This window comes from Salmonella sp. WC3, from assembly GCF_042932255.1.
Classification (GTDB): domain Bacteria; phylum Pseudomonadota; class Gammaproteobacteria; order Enterobacterales; family Enterobacteriaceae; genus Salmonella; species Salmonella enterica.
On sequence record NZ_CP170630.1, the window covers coordinates 37,294 to 59,777 of the forward strand.

28 protein-coding genes and 4 pseudogenes are annotated in these 22,484 nt (G+C 53.2%); 1 reads left to right on the top strand and 31 read right to left on the bottom strand.

Annotation, left to right across the window (positions count from 1 at the left end; genetic code table 11):
* Nucleotides 1-10: 10 nt before the first annotated feature.
* The 20 genes and pseudogenes from trbC to traM all read right to left on the bottom strand — a co-directional run bounded on the left by trbC (nt 11) and on the right by traM (nt 13,306).
* On the bottom strand, nt 11-649 hold the full coding sequence (gene trbC / locus ACFK9X_RS23355; RefSeq protein WP_044127368.1) for a type-F conjugative transfer system pilin assembly protein TrbC: 639 nt from the start codon (nt 647-649) through the stop codon (nt 11-13).
* Nucleotides 634-927, bottom strand: a complete 294-nt coding sequence (locus ACFK9X_RS23360) for a hypothetical protein (RefSeq protein WP_161126799.1) — start codon at nt 925-927, stop codon at nt 634-636. The genes trbC and ACFK9X_RS23360 overlap by 16 nt, the downstream gene beginning before the upstream one ends.
* A gap of 18 nt (nt 928-945) precedes the next feature.
* Nucleotides 946-1,938, bottom strand: coding sequence for a conjugal transfer pilus assembly protein TraU (gene traU, locus ACFK9X_RS23365; protein ID WP_161126798.1), 993 nt, complete (start codon nt 1,936-1,938; stop codon nt 946-948).
* Nucleotides 1,935-2,567, bottom strand: a complete 633-nt coding sequence (traW, locus tag ACFK9X_RS23370; RefSeq protein WP_044127367.1) for a type-F conjugative transfer system protein TraW — start codon at nt 2,565-2,567, stop codon at nt 1,935-1,937. Before traW ends, traU begins: the two co-directional genes overlap by 4 nt.
* Nucleotides 2,564-2,950, bottom strand: a complete 387-nt coding sequence (trbI, locus tag ACFK9X_RS23375; protein ID WP_161126797.1) for a type-F conjugative transfer system protein TrbI — start codon at nt 2,948-2,950, stop codon at nt 2,564-2,566. The genes traW and trbI overlap by 4 nt, the downstream gene beginning before the upstream one ends.
* Nucleotides 2,925-5,573, bottom strand: a pseudogene (traC, locus tag ACFK9X_RS23380) (type IV secretion system protein TraC). Before traC ends, trbI begins: the two are co-directional and overlap by 26 nt.
* Nucleotides 5,574-5,588: 15 nt before the next feature.
* Nucleotides 5,589-5,972, bottom strand: a complete 384-nt coding sequence (locus tag ACFK9X_RS23385) for a hypothetical protein (RefSeq protein ID WP_042827805.1) — start codon at nt 5,970-5,972, stop codon at nt 5,589-5,591.
* Entirely contained in the window at nt 5,969-6,436 is a 468-nt protein-coding gene (locus tag ACFK9X_RS23390; protein ID WP_000549562.1) for a hypothetical protein, read from the bottom strand. Before ACFK9X_RS23390 ends, ACFK9X_RS23385 begins: the two co-directional genes overlap by 4 nt.
* Complete coding sequence (gene traR / locus ACFK9X_RS23395; RefSeq protein WP_044127361.1) at nt 6,429-6,650, bottom strand: conjugal transfer protein TraR; 222 nt, start codon at nt 6,648-6,650, stop codon at nt 6,429-6,431. The genes ACFK9X_RS23390 and traR overlap by 8 nt, the downstream gene beginning before the upstream one ends.
* Nucleotides 6,651-6,784: 134 nt before the next feature.
* Complete coding sequence (traV, locus tag ACFK9X_RS23400) at nt 6,785-7,300, bottom strand: type IV conjugative transfer system lipoprotein TraV (RefSeq protein ID WP_044127359.1); 516 nt, start codon at nt 7,298-7,300, stop codon at nt 6,785-6,787.
* A complete protein-coding gene (locus ACFK9X_RS23405) occupies nt 7,297-7,521 on the bottom strand; it encodes a DUF2689 domain-containing protein (RefSeq protein ID WP_077917407.1) in 225 nt (74 codons plus the stop codon). The genes traV and ACFK9X_RS23405 overlap by 4 nt, the downstream gene beginning before the upstream one ends.
* Nucleotides 7,499-8,095: a conjugal transfer pilus-stabilizing protein TraP gene (gene traP / locus ACFK9X_RS23410; RefSeq protein ID WP_161126796.1), complete on the bottom strand. Its 597-nt coding sequence runs from the start codon at nt 8,093-8,095 to the stop codon at nt 7,499-7,501. Before traP ends, ACFK9X_RS23405 begins: the two co-directional genes overlap by 23 nt.
* Nucleotides 8,096-8,108: 13 nt before the next feature.
* Nucleotides 8,109-9,506: an F-type conjugal transfer pilus assembly protein TraB gene (gene traB, locus ACFK9X_RS23415; protein WP_161126825.1), complete on the bottom strand. Its 1,398-nt coding sequence runs from the start codon at nt 9,504-9,506 to the stop codon at nt 8,109-8,111.
* Nucleotides 9,503-10,243 carry a type-F conjugative transfer system secretin TraK gene (traK, locus tag ACFK9X_RS23420; RefSeq protein ID WP_001230720.1) on the bottom strand — a complete coding sequence of 247 codons (741 nt, stop codon included), beginning with the start codon at nt 10,241-10,243 and terminating at the stop codon, nt 9,503-9,505. The genes traB and traK overlap by 4 nt, the downstream gene beginning before the upstream one ends.
* On the bottom strand, nt 10,230-10,796 hold the full coding sequence (gene traE / locus ACFK9X_RS23425) for a type IV conjugative transfer system protein TraE (RefSeq protein ID WP_000399762.1): 567 nt from the start codon (nt 10,794-10,796) through the stop codon (nt 10,230-10,232). Before traE ends, traK begins: the two co-directional genes overlap by 14 nt.
* 21 nt (nt 10,797-10,817) lie before the next feature.
* Nucleotides 10,818-11,129, bottom strand: a complete 312-nt coding sequence (traL, locus tag ACFK9X_RS23430; RefSeq protein WP_000012129.1) for a type IV conjugative transfer system protein TraL — start codon at nt 11,127-11,129, stop codon at nt 10,818-10,820.
* A 14-nt stretch (nt 11,130-11,143) separates the two neighbouring features.
* The gene (traA, locus tag ACFK9X_RS23435) at nt 11,144-11,506 is read right to left on the bottom strand and encodes a type IV conjugative transfer system pilin TraA (protein WP_001274202.1); all 363 of its coding nucleotides are present in this window, start codon (nt 11,504-11,506) and stop codon (nt 11,144-11,146) included.
* Nucleotides 11,507-11,547: 41 nt separating this feature from the next.
* Nucleotides 11,548-11,943, bottom strand: coding sequence for a conjugal transfer relaxosome DNA-bindin protein TraY (traY, locus tag ACFK9X_RS23440; protein WP_001674566.1), 396 nt, complete (start codon nt 11,941-11,943; stop codon nt 11,548-11,550).
* A gap of 98 nt (nt 11,944-12,041) precedes the next feature.
* Nucleotides 12,042-12,731 carry a conjugal transfer transcriptional regulator TraJ gene (traJ, locus tag ACFK9X_RS23445; RefSeq protein WP_001674567.1) on the bottom strand — a complete coding sequence of 230 codons (690 nt, stop codon included), beginning with the start codon at nt 12,729-12,731 and terminating at the stop codon, nt 12,042-12,044.
* A gap of 194 nt (nt 12,732-12,925) precedes the next feature.
* Entirely contained in the window at nt 12,926-13,306 is a 381-nt protein-coding gene (traM, locus tag ACFK9X_RS23450; protein WP_161126795.1) for a conjugal transfer relaxosome DNA-binding protein TraM, read from the bottom strand.
* A 423-nt stretch (nt 13,307-13,729) separates the two neighbouring features.
* Between traM and ACFK9X_RS23455 the strand changes: the two genes are divergently transcribed.
* On the top strand, nt 13,730-14,200 hold the full coding sequence (locus ACFK9X_RS23455; protein WP_161126794.1) for a transglycosylase SLT domain-containing protein: 471 nt from the start codon (nt 13,730-13,732) through the stop codon (nt 14,198-14,200).
* 310 nt (nt 14,201-14,510) lie between these two features.
* Here the strand turns inward: ACFK9X_RS23455 and ACFK9X_RS23460 are convergent.
* The 11 genes and pseudogenes from ACFK9X_RS23460 to ACFK9X_RS23510 form a co-directional block, all read right to left on the bottom strand.
* Nucleotides 14,511-15,329 (bottom strand): annotated as a pseudogene (locus ACFK9X_RS23460) (DUF932 domain-containing protein).
* A gap of 102 nt (nt 15,330-15,431) precedes the next feature.
* Nucleotides 15,432-15,590, bottom strand: coding sequence for a hypothetical protein (locus tag ACFK9X_RS23465; protein ID WP_202441332.1), 159 nt, complete (start codon nt 15,588-15,590; stop codon nt 15,432-15,434).
* A gap of 85 nt (nt 15,591-15,675) precedes the next feature.
* On the bottom strand, nt 15,676-15,804 hold the full coding sequence (locus tag ACFK9X_RS23470) for a hypothetical protein (protein ID WP_000372430.1): 129 nt from the start codon (nt 15,802-15,804) through the stop codon (nt 15,676-15,678).
* Nucleotides 15,805-15,838: 34 nt separating this feature from the next.
* Entirely contained in the window at nt 15,839-16,576 is a 738-nt protein-coding gene (locus tag ACFK9X_RS23475; RefSeq protein ID WP_161126793.1) for a plasmid SOS inhibition protein A, read from the bottom strand.
* Nucleotides 16,573-17,007, bottom strand: coding sequence for a conjugation system SOS inhibitor PsiB (gene psiB / locus ACFK9X_RS23480; RefSeq protein WP_161126792.1), 435 nt, complete (start codon nt 17,005-17,007; stop codon nt 16,573-16,575). The genes ACFK9X_RS23475 and psiB overlap by 4 nt, the downstream gene beginning before the upstream one ends.
* A 39-nt stretch (nt 17,008-17,046) precedes the next feature.
* Nucleotides 17,047-19,039 (bottom strand): annotated as a pseudogene (locus ACFK9X_RS23485) (ParB/RepB/Spo0J family partition protein).
* Nucleotides 19,040-19,107: 68 nt separating this feature from the next.
* Nucleotides 19,108-19,350, bottom strand: a pseudogene (locus tag ACFK9X_RS23490) (DUF905 domain-containing protein).
* 54 nt (nt 19,351-19,404) lie between these two features.
* Nucleotides 19,405-19,923, bottom strand: coding sequence for a single-stranded DNA-binding protein SSB2 (locus tag ACFK9X_RS23495; protein ID WP_161126791.1), 519 nt, complete (start codon nt 19,921-19,923; stop codon nt 19,405-19,407).
* Nucleotides 19,924-20,623: 700 nt separating this feature from the next.
* Nucleotides 20,624-20,947, bottom strand: a complete 324-nt coding sequence (locus ACFK9X_RS23500) for a DNA polymerase III subunit theta (protein WP_000015983.1) — start codon at nt 20,945-20,947, stop codon at nt 20,624-20,626.
* Between the two features lie 235 nt (nt 20,948-21,182).
* Nucleotides 21,183-21,617, bottom strand: coding sequence for a DUF1380 family protein (locus ACFK9X_RS23505; protein ID WP_161126790.1), 435 nt, complete (start codon nt 21,615-21,617; stop codon nt 21,183-21,185).
* A 66-nt stretch (nt 21,618-21,683) separates the two neighbouring features.
* Nucleotides 21,684-22,118, bottom strand: a complete 435-nt coding sequence (locus ACFK9X_RS23510; protein ID WP_001200150.1) for an antirestriction protein — start codon at nt 22,116-22,118, stop codon at nt 21,684-21,686.
* Between the last annotated feature and the right edge of the window lie 366 nt (nt 22,119-22,484).

The window sequence follows — 22,484 nt, forward strand, 5'->3', positions numbered from 1 at the left end:
GCAGGGAATGTCATTGCGGTTTATCTCCGGCAACATCAAGTAATCTGGCAGCCACCTGCCTGCAGTCCCCGGCGGTGACCACTTTCTCCAGCGCCTGCTTCACCCGCAGATTACCCCGGATAACGTCATATCCCTGGCGGCAGTACACCACCAGAGTCGGTACGCTGCGGATGTCATATTTCGTGAACAGCGTCGGGTCAATCTGAACACCGTCTGTTGCCCCATCCTTCACCAGGGACAGAACGGCATCTGCCGTGGCCTTCAGGTCGTTATCCCGCATTCCACGCAGCGTGGCCGGAATACCGTAGCGACGGGTTTCGCCCAGCATGCGCTTCAGTCCCTCTTCCGGAATGGAAAACGAGATAAAGTACACCGCGCCCTGCTCCGGTTTATCCGCCTGAGAAGTCTGCTGCTTTCGGGCAAGGTCATCCAGGAAATGCCGGTCTGACTGCACCAGGGGATTCGCCTGTACCTGCTGCTCTGCCCAGGCTTTCAGCTGATGGTCCGGTTTTTCACGCAGTTGGCTGCTTAAATTTTCCTGCTGCTTCAGGAACTGGCGGTTTTCAGGGGTATTAGCGACCCCACCGGCCGATACCGTTCCGCTTATGACCATAATCAGTCCGGCCAGGTATTTTATTTTCCTGTGCATCGCTTTCCCCGGTACATAAACAAAAGGGAAGAAGACTCGAGGGACAGCATAAATGTCACTTCCAGGTAAAGTCTGATGAGCGATATTTTTCCGGTCGTGTCTGTTTCCATCCACGAATTAACAACATCAGAAATGATGCGTTCCGGAAGAAAATAAAAAGCCATCAGCGCAAACGGAAACAGTTTTACACTCTCATTCAGGATCTGCACGACAGCAACCGCCCCCCACCTGATAACGGACAGATAATGCTGTCTCTTATAAATAATTCGCATAAACATCCTCTCTCCGGTATCGGTTTACAGAAATACACAGTTGCGCTTACGCCACATCAGATAGCCAAAGTTCTTCTTCGTGTTGGGCGGATTTTTTCCGGTTTCCCAGCGCATCACACTGCGTCCGAACGGGTGGCACTGCCCGCTGTCCGGGTACATATTCACCATCTGATAACGCCAGCGCTCTTTAGGGAGAATGGGCGACGGATATTCATTACAGACAGCGTTATTTTTCCCGATGGTTTCCATAATCATGCCCTGACGGTGAAGCTTGAAGGCCATCCGCTCACTGACCAGCAGGGAGGACTGCAGCGGACCGGATTCGTTACTCACCCAGCCGTTAAACGGATACATGGAGCCCTGAGAGCCTGCACACCAGAACAGGACATCCAGCGGTTTATTGAAGGCGCTGGCAATGGCATCTGCTGCGCATGCCCCCTGAGCTATAGGATTGGCAAAAATTACCGCCTCCGGATTGAGAATGGTGGTCAGGCTGCTGTCCGTCCACGTGGGGTCGATTTCGGAGAGGTACGCAATGTCCAGGTCACCGCCCTCCAGACACCCCAGCGAGGTGATGATATTCAGCCAGTACGTGAGCGGGTATTTGTACCAGTGAACATGGTAGAACGCCCCGTTCACCTGTTTATCCTCCTTCTTCGCCGTACCCTGTGCCGTTTTCCCGAAGGCCGGCAGGCTGAACCCCAGATTCACCATGCAGCCCGGAGAGCGGGTGACGTCCGTCAGCGCCATTGGCTCCCAGTAGCCAATCGCCAGTCCGGGACGCTTAAAAATGGGCGGCGGCGCCGGACAGAACTGGAGCGGCATTGAGGGATTAGCCGTATCCGGCAGCTTTCCCTGACTCACTTTTGTACTGCCCAGCGACAGCGGAAAAAGACAGCTCCAGCAGATATCCGTGATCGGGTTTACAAAACGACTTTCACAGGAGGAATCAGCCGATACCGTGGGAACATGACCGGCCAGCAGAATCAGTACACACAGCCACAGACTCCGTTTCATTTTCTGCCGTCCTCCGCCGGAATAAACTCCACTTTCAGGAAACGCCTGTCTTTTGCGGCCGTTACCCTTGCCGGCACCTGGTCGATCCCGAGGCGCTGACACAGCACCCCGTTCTGGTCAAAGTAAATCCGGCTGTCCAGCGCCTTCTCCATCTCAGGGATGCTGCCCTGTACCAGGATAATTTTACTCTCCAGCGTCGGCGGCGTCTGGCGTTTCATCCACGCCACCTGTTCCGGATCATCGCCGTTAATGAAATACAGCGTCTGGTTAAAAGGCACATACTGCAGCGGATTCATCACCTCTCCCTGACGGGCAAACACCCGACCTTCGTTATCCCGGATATCGGCCGCCAGTCTGACCGACGGATCAAACAGCCGGCTGCGGTATTTCTCCGCGCGCCCGATACCCGGCACCGCCGGTGGTCGCAGGCTGTTGTGGATCACCCGTTCCTTAAAGGCCTCCATCCGGCGGCCCATCTCACCGGACTGCTGCAGGGCTTCCAGCCGGTGCATAATCACCGCCAGCATGTCTGGCTCCTGCACCGGCCACAGATCGCCCCAGGTGCCCAGGTCTGCGGCCGCCACGCTCTGCCCCCATATCAGCAGGGCTGTCAGCCCCCGCCATTTCACGGATCTGCCCTCATCCGCCGGGCAATATCCTGCTGGATCTCCCGGGTGATATCCGGCGCGCCCTGTACCACCGCCGGTGAAACCAGAATGACGGCATGGTGCTCCCGCTGCCACGCCTGCAGGCTGGCCTCCAGGGCAGCATTAAAGCGCTCGGACAACGCTTTCGACTGCGCTTCCGTCAGTTTTTTCTGGCCGGCGCTGTCAAAAAACGCATCCACGGTCTGTTTCATGTTGAATGCCACCGTCACCGGCGTGTTCAGCCGGACTATCCCGTAACTGATGGCGGCGTTAAGTACCACCATCCCCAGGCATCCCGGTATCATCCACAGCCCGTCACGCTTACGCGCTCCCGTGCCGTCAGTCTGTTTCTGCTTTGTACTCATAAGTTCCCCTGAATGTCTCATGCTCCTGCAGCCAGGCCTCCAGCGAGGCCATCTCCGGTCCTGACTTTTTCCACGCCAGCTGCCAGACCGCCTCGTGAATACTCAGCCCCTCTTTCCGCTTCTGCTGTACAAACTCAAAGTCAGGACCGTCCGAGCTGTACATGGCGCGGCTGAGCGGGTCGACAAACAGACGGTGCCAGGAGGAATGGTTTTCCACCTGCAGCAGGAACGAGCTGAACCACTGGTCTTTCGCGGCGCCGAATTTCTCAATCATCTCCCGGTGTAGCTGCGGGAACTGATCCGGATACAGCTGGTTGTATTTCGCGAATTCTTTGGCGCTCTGTTTGAGGATAATTTTGTAGGAAGAGTTACCCCATGCCGCGCGGGCGGCGCTGGACGCCTTGTCGGAGTCAAAGTCGACGATATTCTGCGTGATGGTGATATACGCGCCGGTGTGACGGCGGGCAGTACGGTAGCCTTTTTCGATGAAGTCCCCGACCTTGCGGTTTTTGAAGTCCAGCAGACGCCAGCCTTCGTCGATCACGTTCAGCTTTTTGAGGTTACGCGGCGTGCGGTACATCCGGTTTTCGATGTAGATAATCAGGGAAAACATCACCGCAACCAGCAGGGACGGGCGGTCTTCCAGGCCACCCAGCTCCAGTACCACCATCCTGGCATCATCGCGCAGGGAGGGTTCATCGGAGTTGAAGTATCTGCCGTAAGTGCCTGCTGCCGTGTACTGGTTCAGCAGGACAATCATTTCATCCAGGCGGCTGCGGATACCGGGTGACTCCGCATACTGTTCGCTCGTGCGGGCGTTCTCCAGAAAATCCACCACGTCATCAATACGCGCCCGGTTCTTTTTTGTCAGCCAGGCTGCCCTGACCGCCTGCAGCAACAGGCCCTCATGGACTTCGTCAAGGTTGCCATTGGGGCTGGCCATCACCGACAACTGATCGCGGATACGTTCGGCCGACTGGTCAATATCGGTGATATTGGCGAAGGGGTTAAAACGCAGGGTCTCCCCGTCCAGGTACACCCCGCCCATATTTTCGCACAGGGACTTGTACCCGTCCCCCATGTCAAACACCACCGCAAAGCCGCCGGAATCCAGCACGCTGCGGATAAGCGGCTGTATCAGCCCGGTCTTGCCCGCCCCGGAGGTTCCGCAGACCGCCATGTTGTAGTTGGTGTTGTTCATTCCCCGGAAGAAAATATCAATAAAGGCCAGCTGGTTACGGTAGGTCGGAGCCAGCAGCCCGGCGGGCGTCAGCGGGTTATCCGCCACCAGGGGCATCAGGTTGGCCACATTGAAGCTCTCAGCCCGTTGCACCACACCGGCTTCCTTCAGTTGCTTAAACAGCCCCTTCCCGGCCATAAACGGCAGGCAGGCCAGGAAATTACGCATGTGGTTAAAGCGCGGCGAAATCAGCTCAAAACCGTTTTTACGGAAACTGTTCAGGATATCCTGCTCCGTTTCCAGCGCCGTTTCCTTGTTGTCGCGGCAGAACGCCGTGATATTGAAAAAGTAGGACACCACCGAGGACTGGTTCGACGCCAGGCGCTGGCGCAGGTCTCCCCACTCCTTCGCTTCCTTCTCCACGGACGGGAACCATTTGGCGTAGGAGGTCTTCGACTTCTTCTCCAGATCCATGTACTTCAGGTTCGCTTCGCTGTGGGTCTTCACCTGGTCTTCCACTACCAGGGTCAGCGTCAGAATGAACGGACAGGAGATGGACAGCTCCGGGTTCAGCAGATTGCAGTAATTATCCGCCGAGTTCCACAGGAAGGCGATTTCCGGGTTACGGGCCAGATGAAAACTCATGATGCGCGCGGTGCTGTTTTTCCCGTGATCGCGCAGTCCCAGCGTCAGGTAATCCTGCCTGACCTTCAGGTCAAAGGAGTCGTCCACGCACTGGTAATTCAGGTCGGAATACGGGTCCAGCCGGCGCCGGGTCGGATGGAGGGATTCCGGATTGTGATTAATCATCTCCCCGACAATATTAATAAAGGCCTGCGCATCCACGGTCTGTGTGCTGATATATGCCCCCTGCAGGGAGGCCCGGATAATCTTCACCAGGTTTTCCATCTCCAGGATATCGGCCCGGCTTTTTTTTCTGGACAGCGCGCAGTATGAGATGAATACCCGGTAATGGCGCAGGGTCAGGGGCAGGTTCATTCCTTCCGGCAACGGAAAGTGAGTCTCTGCAGCTTTCATGTAGTAGGCGCGGGTGATGGCGTTGAACCGCTCCGCCTGCTCACCGGACCAGGAGAACTCCCGCAGCCCGTACTCAATACGCTCCCCGACCAGCTGGCTGGACATCAGGTGGATACACAGGGGTATCCCGCGCGGCAGTTTGGTACGCAGCAGATGGTCAAGGGAGAGCGCAATGGTCTCGTTAGCGCCGTTGACAGGCGTGGCTTCCAGCATAAAGCCCATCGTGGCGTCATTCATGAACAGGCCAGACTCCTAGTTATAGTCCCGGTACGGCAGCAGACGGCTGAACTGCGGGAAGCTCATCTCGCCGAGGATCTGATTGGCCTGTGCCGATTCATCCGGCAGCTTCAGCGCGGTCAGCAGCGAGTTGGCCGCCTGAGTGACAGTATCAAGCAGGTTCTTCACACGAACACCTTAACCTTAAGAAAAACAGAATGTTGAAACGGGAAGCGCGAACAGACAGAACAGGAAGACTGCTCCCTGCCACTGCAGAAGAAACAGTCCGTTCCACTGCCACTGATAAAACAACCAGACGGAAGGAACCAGCAGAGCAAAAACATGAAGACCTGCAGCAACCCCGGTCATGATGGCCGTTGCCTCCCGGCGCACCGCGGAGTTCAGGAGAAAAAGCCGCAGCACGGTCACCACAACAGAGCCTGTTACCAGCAGCGCCTGTAATCTCATCCACTTCCAGGATTCAGCAGAAAGCGGATGCTCATGCAGGAAATATTCATTCACAAAGGAAAGACTCCAGTACACCAGGAGAAAACCGGCCACGCCGTAACGCTGCAGATAAACCTTCATTCTGATTTATCCCCGCCGACAAACTTCCGGATGGCATCCTGTTCACGCTGACGGGTTGCAAGCTCCTCCACTTCATTACTGCTCTCCCACCAGAGACGCAGGATGTCGTCTTCATCCCGTCCGGTCAGCGTTTTCCCGGACAGCAGGCGGCGGAGCAGCTCCCGGCGAACGTCTGCGGTATCTTCCACCCGGCGCAACAGCCACAGCAGTGTCTGACGACTGAGCGCGATATACCTGTCCAGGCAGAAGAACATAAAAACCAGATAAATCAGACAAACGCATATCACGACACACAGCGTGTATTTCAGGAGCAGGGAGGTACTGAATAACGCAGTAATCACACTCAGTACGGCGGTAATTATTGAAAGGAAGCCCAGGTTTTTGAATACCCGAACCTGTCGCCGGTATATCCGGTCATGTTTATCAATAATGGATTCCATTTTTTCAGCGTCTGATTTATGCATAATGCCTGCCCTGTTTTTCCAGAAAAGACTGGCACTCGACACACAACGTCACGCCAGGAAATATTTTTCGCCGCGCTTCCGGAATGGGATTAGCGCATGCTTCACACCGGTAAACCGGAATACCTTTACGGTTTACTTTCTGCCGTATCCGGTTAATTCCCGTCACGGTCAGTTGTTCTGTCACTGAATATGCCTCATCGGCTTCATCGCTCATGGAATATGTCTCCTGACACGTTCTGACACGCTACCGCCCGTCCCTTTTCACGCACAGGGCACTCGTCTTACAGGCAGATCCTGAATACAGAAAGCCGGCCGGCATTGCCGGCTGATATCTGACTGACGCGTCAGTTAATTAATCCGTGGCTTTCCCCACACGGACGGTTTAATGACAAAAAATACGCCGGACGGCTGATGGTAAATATCCTGGCTGTCAATATAGGGCGCTATCCATAACGCCGCCGTCTGTTCCCCGGTTCTCAGTGGACGGGGCGGTACCACAGGAGAGGCCGTACTGACAGGCACCACCGTTTTCACCTCCCGGGCTGCCGTAAACAGCGGGTGTGGTGTCGGCGGTTTCTGCCCGGAACGCGGGGCGATCACTGTCTTTCCGACGGGCGGTGTGACGGTACTGACGGCCTGTACCGGCGTCGTGCGAAAGTTACCCTCAGCCAGGTGCGGCAGTGATACCGCACCCGGCTTTACCGTCTCAGATTGCTCCTGCCTTTTCGCTTTTTCATTGGCCTGCTCCATCGTCATACAGGTGTCTGACGTGGTGGCGGTACATTCAAAGTCGGAGTTCGTTCCGGCGCATCCGGACAGCAGAAGCACGCCGCAGAAAGGGATCAGGCATGAAATCCGGTTCATGATTTTGCCCCTTTCTTATTCTCACGCAGCAGCTTTTTGATTAATTCAGACAGAACACATGTTTTCCCTGCGCCAGGCATTCCGGGAACTGAAAAATTATATTCCCGGCGACCGGAGAGTATTATTTTTGTAGTACAGTTACTGATAACAGATTTCACAAAATCATCCTGCACGGGTTCATCAGGAACTGAAATAACATTACGTATGTTCATTTTTATCACCCTCTTTTTCAGCCTCTTTATTACCGGAATAAGAAACCTGCCCGTTTGTATTTTCTTTTAAAGTCCGGATTTCGTTTTCTTTATCAATATACTTCAGGTTTTTTGTCGCTGTGTCATACGCATATGTCAGTGGATTGTGACGGTACGGCCGGTCTCCGATCATTACTGCCACCGCGGTATACAACAGCGCCAGCATCCCCCATAACACCCATCCCGTTTGCGACAGGGACTGGTCGATATCTGCCGCGTATTCTTCCGCGTCGGTTATTTTTAGCGGACAGTTTTCCGTCAGATTCAGCAGTACAGGTGACGACACCGTGAAAACCGGATCAGGGCAGTCCCGGACCGGAAACATCCCGGACGGGGCCATTGCCCTCACCCGTCCGATTTCCTGCGCCATCTGTTGTCCCGGCGTGGTATCCCCCGTCCGGAAGAACAGAATGACAACAATGGCTGTTGTGGCCAGCGGCCAGATAACGGCATATTTCACGCCCCATATCAGCCAGCGCAGAAGACCGGCAATACGATAGAAAACGGCACGTCCCTTCAGGCTGTTCAGTCGGTTATTTCCCATTTGCATGTCCTCCCTAGCTGCCGGACATAAACTGCTGTGGATTCAGGTCACCCAGTTGCTTCAGCATCTGGTCGGTGTTAAAGCCGTTCATATGGCTGTCGACTGACGGAGGTACAGGCACCGGGCTTTCCGCATTTTCATCCTCCTTCCGGTGACGGGCCTGCTCCTGTGCCATTTCTTCCACGGTTTTCAGCTGAAAACCGTCCTGAAACACCACGGTCACTTCATTACCGGCACCAATCGGGATCACCGGGTGATACTGCTCGGCACGTTTGATGTAATAATCACTGAGTGTCTGTGCCGCTTTCGATGCACCACCACCAATCCCCATTCTGAACACATCGCCCGCGCCGTAAGTCGCAGTGGCCCCCAGCCCCACCGCCGGCTGGGATGCCCGCTCCATTCCTAGGCCGATACCGTCCACAAAACCGGCACCCCACGCCCAGCCGAGGATTTTGCCGTTACGCATCACCACTTCACCTTTGATGCCGTTCTTTCCACGGAAGCTGACATGCCCCTTAACCGGCATGTCGATAGTTTTGCCGTCCTTCAGGCAGCTGATATTACGGGTACGTACAATCGCGCGTTCACTGGACACATCCCCCCAGGCTTCTAGGCCCACAAAGCACCCTGTCAGGTCATATGTTTTACTGTTCGGCATCTCCACCGGGCCGGTAATGCGCAGCTGCATGGGAACCGTTGATTCATTACCGGTGACGGAGGCATTGGCATCCGCTCCTTCGATCAGCATGGTTTTTGCAAAGCTACCGGACGGGATATACGGCAGGGAGGGGCCTTTTTTCACGGCGGCGTCATAGCTGAACGTTTTACGCTCTATACGGTTCGGCACCGGCACGGACTGGTATGTCACCTGTGGCGGAGGCGTGACGCCATTTCCCGGATAAAAAGCGGTTGGCGGAGGAACGGTCCCCTGTGGCGGGAAGGTCACCGGCGTATTACCCGGCTGAGGTTCTCCTTCCGGACCGGGCGGTGAGGCAGGCGTATGCGGCACGGGCTCTCCTGTGGTCGTCACCGGGTTCGCTCCCAGGGCCTTCACCTGTTCGGCCAGGGCGGCGTTGTCCTGCCCCAGCTTCTCAATACGACGCTGGTCGTCACCGCGCTGCTTATTCAGAACATCCAGCTCATGGCGGATTTCGTCGTACTGTTTCTGCATCTGCGCCGCCGTCACCTGCATTTCCGTGGTGGCATGCTGACGAACTTTGTCATCAAAGGTCGTGTCCACCACCCCGGTCATATCCGGTACCGGCTCCTGCTCTGCGGCCGTTCCGTTGCCACTCATGTCGACGTCAGACAGGTAGAGGCCTCCGCCAATGGCAGCGGCAGCCCCCACCGCAACAATCCCCAGCCAGATGTACTGTTTACGCTTTACAACCGTATTGATGGCCATCAGCTGCCCTCCCCGTCACGGATGACGTACACGTCCATTCGTGCGCCGGCCAGTATCTGGCTGACGGGCTGGCTGAACATCACGGCGCGGGTTCCGGGCTGCCAGAAATCACTTTCCCTGATGTTCAGGGCTGACGGCATTTTATTTTCCACAGCAAACCGTACCAGTTTCAGGTGGTTGCCGGTCCACACAGCGTCAGCCCGTGCAGACAGACCGGCCGGGGCCTGCAGCGCTTCTTTCGTGACGGGGATCTGATACCAGCCGGCAGGCAGCGTACCTCCACGAACTGCCTGGCTGACGGCAACCAGCAGGGATTCATAAGGGGTGGCCGTTTCCCATGCGCCAGCCTCCTCCCCGGTTCCGCGCAGGTCGCTGACCAGTTGTACGGTGCGTCCGGCACCGGCTCGGGGGACGGCCCGGACGGAAAAGTTCAGCCCGCGCTCCGTCTCCAGAATGAAGGTGAACGGCTTTTTACTGACTGTGGCCACCACCACGCCGCCCGTGCCTGTCTGCTCACTGTTTGTCAGCATGCCGTCCAGACCGCTGACCGCAGTGATACGGTCACCCGGCACCGTAAACAGGTTCGGGTCGGTGTTGCTGACAGCAATGTTCGCCTGACCGCCGTTAGCCAGGGACACCACCACCGGGGCCAGCGTACCGGAGCCCGACGCCATCACCAGACCGGAAAATAACCATCCGGCCGCCAGTAAAAATGGCTTATACGGCTTATTTTTTCGCATCGTCTGTTTCCCCGAAATTATCCAGCCAGGTCACACCGTTTTCCCGTTTCAGAATAAGAATGTAATGTTTGATGTCGGTAAACGGTTTTGAATCTCCAATCCAGGTTTTCAGCACACCGCGAATTTCCACGCGGCCATACTGTGGCCAGACCCTGACACTGGTCTGGAAAAAAGCGGAGTTAACGTTGTCGGCCTTAATTCGTCTCGCTTCTTCTGCCAGAATGACTTTTATTTGGTTCTGTGCGCCCGGACGAATATATTGCAGAAGTGCCTGGTGTGACGCGTCGACGGTTTCTGACGACACATTCAGACGCAGGGCAATAAACGACAGTGCCATCTGCTGTAAATAAGAGGCATCGGCACTGTTCTGTGACACCGCAAAGGGCGCGTTAAATCCCATAGGGGTGACTGCCGTGCGTTGCTCATTCTGCAGCCGGTAGTTATTAATACCCTGAATGACATTCACGGCCAGACTGAGCACAATCAGCAGGGCCATAAAAATAAAACTTATCGCCAGTACGCGGCTGGTACTTAAACGGGCGCCGTGTTCCATATACTCATCCCGGAATAATGATTACTTAATCCACTGCCGGAAACACGAATCGGGAACGTTATGAAAAATACCGCGAAGAAGGGCTGTCGGCATATACCAGTAAATCAGGTCACGCAGCCAGGAGCTTCCCCGCCCTTTTTTCAGTTTTCTTATCCCGAAATAAACCAGAACCGCAGCGCTGATGCCGAAAAGTTGTTTTGATGTCATTAATCCCCAGCCGATACAGACAGCAGCAGGAATTAATTCATCCACCGGCAGGCCGAACCAGCGGCTCTGGTTGGTCAGTGTTTCCGGGAAACGATATTTCCTGAGTTTATTCTCGTCTCCCGACATGGTCTTATTTCCTGTCAGAGGCCGACGACGGCCATACCAACGGCAATAAAGACCGAGATGATGGCAAAACCCGCCAGGAACTTGACGTTTTTGGTCATCATGTACATCACGGCACCGACCAGCACTTCCGCGAGAATAACCCACTTGACGGCGCTGGAATCCTTACCAAATGTCGCCTTGACCGTACCGTTACCGCTGGCCATCAGGTCCTGCGAACCACCGGCAGCCATTGCCAATTGCGGGAAAAAGAACATCAGCACTGCCGCCGGGATCACTGCGCGGGCAAGTTTCAGCAGGTTCAGACGTGTGAACGTAGACAGAAACGATTTCTTTTTAACGGGCGCAGAAGCACCCTGAACACTTAAAATAGCGCTCATATGATTCCTCTTTTGGGTAATATTAATAATAAATATGAAAGCTAAAGCTCTTTAAACGTTGACTTTTTACCTTCGTTCGCCTCCCTGAATATATCTGAGTTATAAAAATCTGGAAATTTGGTCAAATGATCAATAACTCTGTCCGCAGCTTCATCTGTTTTACACCACCCGCTGCGATTTTTAGCAGTAATAAGTAACTGGTTGGTTTCATCATCCAGACGCATAGTCAGATACTTTACCAGTGACTTACCATATACATTTCCTTTTCTGTTAAATTTAGGATAGCGGTGAAGATGATCTTTAAGCCTGATTACAGCCTCGAATGATCGACTTCTCCCACTCCTGTCGCTTGCTTCCCTTAAAAGTTTTTCTACATCTACAGGTAATTTCAGTTTTACCATCTTACCTGTTGCAGAACGTGTACCAAATCTTTTCAATGACACCTCCCGCTATTTATCTTCTGGTTACAAGCTATGTTTACAGAATAACAAGAAAAGGTAAATAGACGGAAGGCATATGTTTTGTTAACAATAAATTAACAGTTATTAATAATACCCATCACCTTATCAAAGAGACTCTGAATAACTTTCTTTTTATATAAAAGAATAATCAATTCATCCCTGTTACAGACTGAAAAATGAGAGCAAATAAATGATGCATGTTTTTTTGAGGTTGCTATTGAGATGTTTAATATTTTCGATATAGAACTATGACTTAGTCCTGAACTGTATAAATAAAAAACATCATTTCTGAATGAGGATACAGAAGAAATATCTCTTATTGTATCAATAAGTTTTTTTATATCATAATCCCCGGAGAATCTGGGTTTGTAATTATTCGTATGCCGTACATGAGTTGCATCAAAAAACTCCCATACGACAATACCATCAGGTTTACTGTAGAAAAATTGAACAGATATCGTCCAGAAACGGTTCTGAATAAAAATATCCTCAACAAGATTTAGATGAGTATGTTCATTTCGATATACTTCCATCTCTGTTATAGAGATCAATTCGGAAAAATCAGGCTGTGACAGAAGCCATTTTTCAGCACTATAAGTTTCTTTCAGGAACAATTCACGAAACAAAGCATTACAAAAGAGGAATTTACCAGATACATTCCTTATACAGGCTGGATTAGGAAAATGCTGAATAACGGTTATCAAATTTTCCAGCAGATTTATTTGACGATCATGTCCTTGTTGAATACGATCCATCGGATACATAGGAGCCTCCTCAAAGGATTCTATGGGTAGTCGATGCAGGGAGGGACCAACTCCCTGCATCGGCGATTTAATGTTCATTTTTTAACGTAGTGTTAACTACAAAGGTACTATATTGTTTTCAGACTTAATTTGTCACTATATTTTTATAGATCAACATACTTTTATTTAAATTAAATCAGAATTTAATCCCGCTATTATTCGTCATTTTCATGAAAAAATCTTTCCATCTCTGAAGATACTTTCTCTTTGATATCTTCAACCATATTTGCATATTCAAACTTTGGATTTCCTGCCACATGAGGACTAATAGATCCTATACCTAAAATTTTTACCACTGAGGACTGAGTTTTCAGAACATTTTCAAGAAGGACTCTATTAAATTCCATCTGGTTAAACGCAGACTCTTTACGTTCCATCTGAGCCTCATATACACGAAGCCCTAACTCCAGCAGCATGGTAGATATACTTGAGAAACTCACATCTGTAATTTTTGCTCCTTCTGAACGCCTCTTTTCCACAATCGCATTTATTTTTTCAACCACTTCATCACTAACATAAGCCTGCACTTTTGCCACATATTCCTCCTTATATAAAAAGTTATAAACCATTTATTATTTACATTCCAAAATGACGATTCATCGATGAATTGAATCGTGAATCGAATCGCGATTCACCACGATTCATGAGACGAATCACAACACGAATTGAATCTGGAGTCAATTCACTTCAACTTATTGTTTTATTATTTGTGATTCATCTATGAATTATTTGCAATTCACAGATGAATTGTCAAAGATTCACCGATGAATTACTTTTTAATATCATAATGAGAGTATGCGAAACTAATTTTTCGTAAGCGGATGTTTATAAATAAAAATCAGCAAAATTTTAATTTTGCGTGGGGTGTGGTGCTTTTGGTGGTGAGGAAGGCAAATTTGTTGAGTATGGAGTTGGAGTGGGTTAAGTTATTACCGGATGACTACGCAAGAGGCAAATTAATGTATAAATGGCTCCTGTCTGTCCTCCTGGTATTAATGAGCACGGTAGTCCATGCCGCTGACTATTTTGATCTGGCCGGGAGAGACTATAAAATAGATCCGGATTTACTGCGGGCGATTTCATGGAAGGAATCCCGTAACCGGGCTAATGCCGTCGGTATTAATCCGGTTACGGGATATGGCTCGGGGTTAATGCAGGTTGACTCTCAGCACTTTAACGAACTGGCTCGTTATGGAATAAAACCGGAACAACTTGTCTCCGATCCCTGCCTGAATATTTACACCGGAGCTTATTATCTGGCAATCGCATTCAGAAAGTGGGGGGTATCCTGGACAGCAGTCGGAGCGTACAACGCCGGATTTAAAAAGACTCCCCTTCAGGATGCACGTCGTCTGGACTATGCGACTGATGTACACCGAATCTGGATCGCGATAAAACAAAGTAAAACCAGGCAGACTCCCGCCCGATGATCCCCTTTTTGTATCCGGCAAGCAGAAGAAGGGATAATATTATCAACCGAAACCCATATATTTTTTATGCCGCATAGCAGAATGGAATAAACACAGAAATGTAATACTGACTGCCCGGAATCCCGCGAAACGGGAACCCGTTATCATATCTTCTTCCACTCTGTCATATCCGTTTTTATCGCTGGCACATAAATGACAGAAAACGATGAAGTCTGTTGATTAAAATGGGATGTTACAGACAATCTGACAATGTCCGGGAAGAATAACATAAGTAAAGCCCCGAAAAATTTTCGGGGCTTTACTTATGTTATTATGACTTACATTCACGAAACTGTTCAGCAATCATCCACAGCGCCTTGTTTAACCGGATATCACCATTAATACCGGTAACTGCCCTGATCCGGGTATTTTTTCCGGGGCATTCCTGCCGGGTAAACCACTCTTCATCATATTCTCCTGTACACGCTGATATGTTGTCCACAGGTCATTTTGTTTATCCTCCCGACGACGTGGAGTAATTATTTATTCAGGAGAAACAGGGATTTTATTTTCGTCCTCATATCTGACAGTCAGTGCCGCTTTACCAAACAGATATTGCTCATCCTGATTAAGTATCACTGACTTCATTGACTCCATATTTTCGGTAGCTTTATCGAAGATCCCCATAACCTCATAATCCCCCTCAATCACCTGCCCAACAATATCTCCCTTGTGTGGCACAAGTATTTCACCAAAATGATCCGCATACCAGTCCATTTGTACAGACAAATCTGAACAGCCCGGGAACCATCTGATAACTTGACGGACCGTCATGAGAATTGAGCAAAATAATTTCCGGAACCTCTTTCCCATTAAGCTGTCCTTCACGACGAAAACGCAGCATATGTTTACTGTATTCCCGGCGACTTAAATCACGTACGCGACTCTGGCAGGCAAAGAACGACTGAAAACCTTCCTCACGTAACCTGTTGATGATATTAATGGTTGGAATATAAGTATAACGTTCGCTCCGGGATTCATGTTTGTCTCCGGAAAAAACTGAAGGCACAGTCTGCATTAATTCAGCGTCAGCCAAAGGACTCTCACGACGAATGGAATTCTGTCTACCAAAACGGGAAGCGAGTCTCATAACGTATTCCTTATATAATTAAGGAAAAAATTCTGAAGAAAAAGCAGTGACCGGAGACACCGCCATTTCCGTTAACACTCAAGTAACAAAAGCGGGTGTTATTCAACAACGCTCCCCTTTAATCCCCTCGGTGAAGCCGGTGATCCAGCCACGTACAGACCGGATAAAACCATACTGAATACCGTAATGATCTGAGGCTTCCTGACCATACGCGACACTCATGGCCGCACGATCAGCAGCGGCTACCAGCTGGCTTTTCATTTTTTCCACCATCTTTCAGTAGATTCAAAGTTACGCATGATATCTCCTTTCGATAACGGGGCGGGGATATTCCCCGCCATCCGGGTCACTTCCTGAGTTCAGTTCCGGCAAACTGCGCCATCAGGTGAAGCATCTGTGCTATTTCATCCACTTTTTGCTGCAATGGCGGCGTTGCCACCGGGATGAGCCGGATTTGTACCTCCAGCTGATCCATCAGCCGGGCGGTCTGCGTTTCCAGACGGGCTTTATCAGGGAAGTCGCCCGGGCCTCCGGTTCGTCAGCTTGTTGGGTACCTGCCAACGTTCGGCCTCGCGCACATATACCGGGTTTTCCCGGACGATGAACCGGATTTCATACATCACGTTGTACAGCGGCTCATCACTGTCGCGCAGCCAGTCCAGCGACGTCAGCGAGGTAAACCGCGTCCGCCACTGCCAGAACCCCTGCGCCAGCTCCCGCGCGTCAAACTCGTCAGCCCAGCGCGTATACCAGGCATTGATGGTTTCCGGCGACTGAAAGTTAAGCTCCGTCATGGCCTGCCCCAGCAGGTTCTGGCGCAGCAGCCAGGCATGTTCCAGCACTTTTTCCTCCTGGCGCATTTTGCGGTTGAAGGCGATTTTCTCACGCTGCATCCGGCGATCTGTGCGCGCGTGTATCACCTCCGGGAACAGTTCGGCCTGCACATCCACGGAGAGTGGTAGCGGGCAATACTCCCCGTGGCTGGAGATGAGGCGATCCAGCGCCTCTTCCACCTGTTTCAGGCTGGTCAGCCGGTTCTTCGGCTCCCAGTTCAGACCGGGAATACGCTGTGCCACTGTCGTGTTAATCCGGCTGCTGCCGCTCAGCACGCGCAAAAAAGTACGCACATGTGGCAGGGCGGGCAGACGTGCTCCACGGCGGCGGGATTCTTCCACCGTCAGAATGGCCTGTAATGCCGCCTGACGGGCTGGCTTCAGGGTAACCAGGGCGAGTGAAGAGTGGATCATGCTGCGCCCTCCATCGCCAGAACGCTGATGATGCTGGCCTGACTGTAACCATCGGCATCAAGGTGAGCCACCAGGCTGAGTGTATGCGTGATAACCTCCGGCGACCAGGCTGGCAGCGTGCGGATAACAGAGAACGGGCGACCGCTGACCGGAATAAAGACCACCATCCAGGACGGGCTGATATCCCCGGGACTGCATACCGCCAGGCTGAAATTGCCGCGGGATGGCGTGAAACGGATCTGCACCGGGAAAAAACCACCAAACTCACTGCGATATTCGCCGTTCATGTCCCAGCCTGCGGGACATGTCAGGTCACGCATCGCGGCGTGGGTCAGTTCACGGCACAGGTCTTCGCCGCCGTCGCGCCAGTCTTCGAATTCCTGGGGGATCATTGTACTCAATACAGCGGGGGTAATAATGTTACGCATCATTTTCTCCTTGCTGCCGCCCCCGAAGGGCGGCCTCCGTTATCAGGCTGCATCGGGCAGGGTGTGGTGGCTGTCTGCATCAGCACTGCCGTTTTCGGTATCAGATACGTCGTTTTCTGCATCAGGGGCGCGCATCCAGACAGGCACCCAACGGTTGTCACGCATTTTGTCCTCTGCCAGTTCAGCCGCATCACCCTTCTTCATCTTCTCCGCATCCCGCGCCTGTCAGTCCGGCCTCATTCAGCGCGGCGATGATTTGCGGTTTTTTAAGGCCAGTGAAGAAATCGGCCTTCGTCGGTTGCCACCAGTCGCGCAGATGGAAAGCGAGCGCGATTTCCAGCTTATCGAGCGGACTGCGGGTGGTGCCTCCGGCGCCGCGCATCTGCATACCGTCAAGACTGCATGCGGTGCAGAAACTGAGCAGGGCGGTAAGGTCTTTGGCGCTGAGGGTGAAAAAGGTGGTGAAGTCCTGTGTCCAGCCCTCCGGTAGCAACGTTTCAAGACGTTTTCCCTCCTGCGACAGCGTCACAAACGCAACACCGCTCTCGCCGGACGGCGCATCCTTTGTCAGGGAGTAATGCTTACAGTTCAGGCTGATTTGAGCGGGTCGGTTATACGCGCCGCTGCTGAACACGTTCAGACACAGCGTCCATGCCAGAAGCGCCAGGGATTTTTCCGGCTGCTGCATCAGTGCCGCCTGGACCGACAATGTCCGTTCTGCACACATTCTGGTCAGCAGGGGAACACTGATTTCGTCCACAGGCTCCGGCTGGCGCTCATATACCGGAACCTGAGCGGGTTCATCTTCCGTTTCAGACTGCTCACGCAGGCTCACCCCGCGCTGGACACAGATTTCACCGTGACGCCATGACACCACCACGCCGGACTGTGCGCGCATTTCCAGCGTCCATGCCCGGAGTTGTGCCGCGCATTCGATGGCCTCTATCTCTGACTCCATCGTGTCGGTTTCATCGCTGGCGGTCTGGTTTTCGTCGTACAGTTCCTGCAACTCGTCCAGACGCTGCTGTTCCTGCTCCGTGTAAACCGCGTCAGGCTCATCCTGAATACGGTACACTTCGGTATCCTCACCATAGCGGCTGACAGGCTCCATCCGTCCCGCGCACCATGCCCAGCCCTCGGCCTCTTTCAGGCACTCCGCCACCCACTGAAGTTTTTCCAGCAGGGCCGTATCCAGCGCCAGTTTGTCCACAAAACCGCCCTGTTCGTCGCTGAACAGGTCTGCGCGGATTTCATCGCCGGAGAAAGCTTTTTCACCGACAAACGTATATTTGCTGTTGTTGAGGGTGGAAACCTGACTGTCGGTGATCAAATTACGGATCACGCGCACTTCCGGTTTATTGTTCCAGCCCTCTCGACACGCCGCCTCATACACCTGCACCTGACGGTCGGGATTGTCCTCCAGCGCCAGCGCCTGACAGTGCTCCGTGGTGATTTTGTCCGCAGCCAGCGCTTCCAGGATAACCGGAGCCAGCCCCGCGAGTTTCAGCATCCGCTGTACGTGACGGGGCGAATAGCCCAGCAGATCGCCAGTCTGTGCAGGAGTTTTGCCTTCCGCTGCCATCGCGCGGAATCCCGCAATTTGTTCGACAGGGTGCATTTCCAGATGCTGCCCGTTCTCGGTCAGTGAAGCGGCGGTCGCCAGATTATCCGGCACAACCTTCACGCGGACAGGCCAGTCCGGGTGGATCGTGTTCTCAGTGGCCAACAGATTCATCGCCGCCAGACGGCGAACGCCAGCGGCAACACCGTACAGGCCGTCAGGGAGGGCGTGAACAACCAGATTCTGGAGCAGCCCAATCCCTTTAATAGAGTCCGCCAGTTCGCGGACGCTCTCTGCGGAATACGGCACGATACGCACGTTCTGCGGGGATTTGACCAGTGCGGACAGCGGTACGTGTTGTTCTTCGGTCTGCGCCAGCACCGCCGACAATACGGTGTTACTGGCACTGGCGGCGTTTTTCGCCTTACGGCTGGTTTTTACTGCGGATTTTGCATTAGAATTGGTAACTGACATTATTGATACTCCTTCATGATATTAATAATTGTCTGCCGGACGTGTTCCCGTCCGGCACCTCTTACGACTTACTGCGTTTTACGGATACCGTGGCTTTCGATACAGCGGTTGAGCCAGTACTCGCCGCCCGGTTCAAAATTCCAGCCCCGCTAGACCATTTCGCCGTCCTTACGCACAACCAAGCGAAGGTGCGTCCCCTGATCGTCTTCAATGGCGACATTCTGATACTGTGCTGCCACCGCTTCGGCCTGTTCGTGGGTGAACGTGCCATCAGGCAGGGATTTCAGTGGGATCATGATGTTGTCTGTCATCGTGTTCTCCTGGATAAGCCCCGTCAGACGGGGCATCAGTGAAAATTTACCGAGTCAAAAGGGAATATCATCGTCGAAGTCATACGCCGGATCGGGTTGCGCTGGCGGCTGCTGCGGTGCTGCTGCGTTTTTCCCTTTTGCTGCATTTCCCGCCCCTTTTACCGCTTTGCCTTCTCCCTTTGCCGCCGTAGGTGGGGTCTGAGGCTCCTGCTGTGGCTGGCTGTTGTGGCGACCGAGCATCTGCATGGTGCCGCCCACGTTAACGATCACTTCGGTGGTGTATTTGTCCTGACCGGACTGATCGGTCCATTTGCGGGTGCGTAACTGGCCCTCGATGTAGACCTGAGCACCTTTACGCAGATATTCACTGGCAATTTCAGCGAGCTTGCCAAACACGACAACACGGTGCCATTCGGTGTGTTCGCGCATCTCCCCGTCCTGCCTGTCACGCCATGTTTCTGACGTGGCGAGGGTAAGATTTGCCACCGCGCCCCCGTTGGGCATGTAACGTACTTCCGGGTCCTGCCCGATATGACCGACCAGAATAACTTTGTTTACGCCACGTGCTGCCATGATAAATCTCCTTAATGCATTGTTTTGACTTTAAAAACCATCACCCGTTGAGTTTCGGGAGCCGCGGTTTTGACGTTTTGCGGGGACCTGCTGTTCTGTTCCCTCTGGTACTGCCATCACCCGTTTGAGAACCTTCGCCGCAAGGGGCATCACTGCCACGGCCCGACGCACCTGTCCGGGGCAGAACGCAAAAGTTTTTGCCGGCCTTTTACGGCAAAAAGTTTTGTGGGCTGTTCATTTCACCCTGGACAGCCAGTGCGGCGGGTTGTGGCTGTATCAGCCCCCGGCGACAGGGACTTAAACGGGTAACGGCACCAGAAGCGGAGATGAGCAGGAACCCGCCGCAACGTCGGGACGCGGCACGCGAAACGGCGTTGCGCCTTACAGCCCGGCAGCCTTACCGCCGGGGTGCGAAAAGCGCAGGAAACGGCGCGCCAGGGGCGGCGTGACCGGAACGGTCGCAGCAAGCCTGCCGTTGACGTTGCGACAGTGGGATGGAAACCCGCTGCCCCGAAGGGGCCGGGCAGAGACAGCGCAGCTGGCTCGGTGCGCAGCATGACAGTCCCGGTTCCCGTCAGGGAAGTCGCCCGGCGTCAGCGAAATCTGTCAGGGAATATCAGCAGCAGAATGAACAGGAACAGGAACAGGAACAGGAACAGGAACAGGAACAGGCAGCGTATTATCACCGGCAGGAAGAAAATCACACCCCCCGACCAGAAAAAAACATCACCCGGCATGCGTAAAATCCGGCCAGCGACAGGCAGAATGCATCAGGAATGGCGCTATTTTTTAACCTCATCCTCTTTTCTGGCATATTCCGGGGCATTCTTGTCCGGGAGTTGCGCAAATACTCCAGCCGCGCCCGGAAATACTCTCTCAAATGCTCAGGCTGTTCTCTGACGACAAGCTCAGCGACCACCGGCATCGCCAGCCTTTCTTTATAGACCACGCCTGAAGCAACCAGGTCAATGGCCACTTTATCCTGCTCTTCTTTAGTTGTTGCCGCCAGATTCAGTCCGGACATCACATCCTCCGACAGAAATGGAAACCGGCTGTAAGTGTACGCCATCAGAGGCAGAGGGGGAAAAGGGTGGGGAGCGGCGCGAAGCGCGGCCCCTGTCCTTCCCCCCGCAGGCGCCAGCCTGCAGGTTTTTTCGCGCGGGCTGACAGGCGCCCTCCCCGCCTGCCATCATGCCTGACTGCTTTTTCCGCCCTGTAAGAGGAAGTGACCACCGGTGTACACGGCGCACTAATATCTGTCAGTAGTTTCCTTCGGTCAGGTTATGCGCCGGGATATTTGTGGAAAGCAGGTATCGCGACGTATCCAGCGCGGTTTCTTCTTCAGCGGCCCTGTCCTGCGTCTGGTAACGAGGAAGGTTCATTCCGGCTTCCATCAGGGGTAAAAGCGTGCGCAGCACATCTTCAGGTACAGCAATCTGGCGCGGTGGGCGCAGTGCGACTAACTCGCGTAATACACCCTCAACAAAATTCTGGCCAATACCATCACGCCAGAGCGCATCACTGTCCGACTCGCCAATGGCGCGCAGTACGGCCTGTATGTCATCAGCGGTCGGATTAAACTCCGCCCCCATTTCCCGCACATCGCCTTCACACCAGATGATGACAGCGATTTTTTCGTGATTCTCATACACTTTCAGTAAGTCGCAGCAGATGGTGCTGACGGTTCCGTACATAACAGACTCCTCTTAAATCAATGAATGACAGTTACAGCGGGGCGGCATCGCCGCCCCGTCGGTTAATCAGTCGAGCGCGGCGTAAATGGCGTTGCATTCAGGGTGAAACGTAATGTGATTCCAGAGCTGGGTATCACGCAGCATATACAGGCGAGTGAGCGCAGCGTTGCCGCAGTCGTGATGCGTCCAGCAACGGCGGTTAATGGCGAGCGAAGTCAGAATAATTCCGGCAGCGTCGGCGCTGACGGTACGATCAAACCAGTTTTCACCGTTGATCATGTGTACCCGATCGCAGTCGGGCATCATGTATCCGCCGCCTTCCGGCAGACGGATGAAATGCCAGAAACCACCGTTGTATTCAGGCATCCATTTTTTCGCCAGGGCATATAACTGTAATTCAGCCAGCATAAAATCGTTGCCGAACATGTACGGCAGGAAAGACAGGCGGTCGGATTCTTCAACGTTAATAACACGCGCACGTTGCTGATTTGAATACTGCATAAAACCTCCGTAATCACATATTCCGCGACACCGGGCGGTGCCGTGCATCCATACCAGTCGGGCGATCAATCGTGGATGCAAGGGCGCAAGGGAAGCCGCAGCCTGACGCGCACGGAAGACGGGAGCTGAAGGGTGAGACCGTGAAACCTGAACGGTCGAACGACCGGAAGATCGCGGCTGACGTGAAGGAAGGACCGGGTGACCGCCGCGTGCACTTTACCCTTGTATCCACGACAGCCCGACTACGATGGATGCACGGCACAGCCCGCACACGACACAGGACTGTCAGAGTGGAAAACCACAAGGCGACGGCCGGCAGGCCTGAGCCGGGTGAATGCGGAGCCGAAAAGGCGACATCCTTTTGCC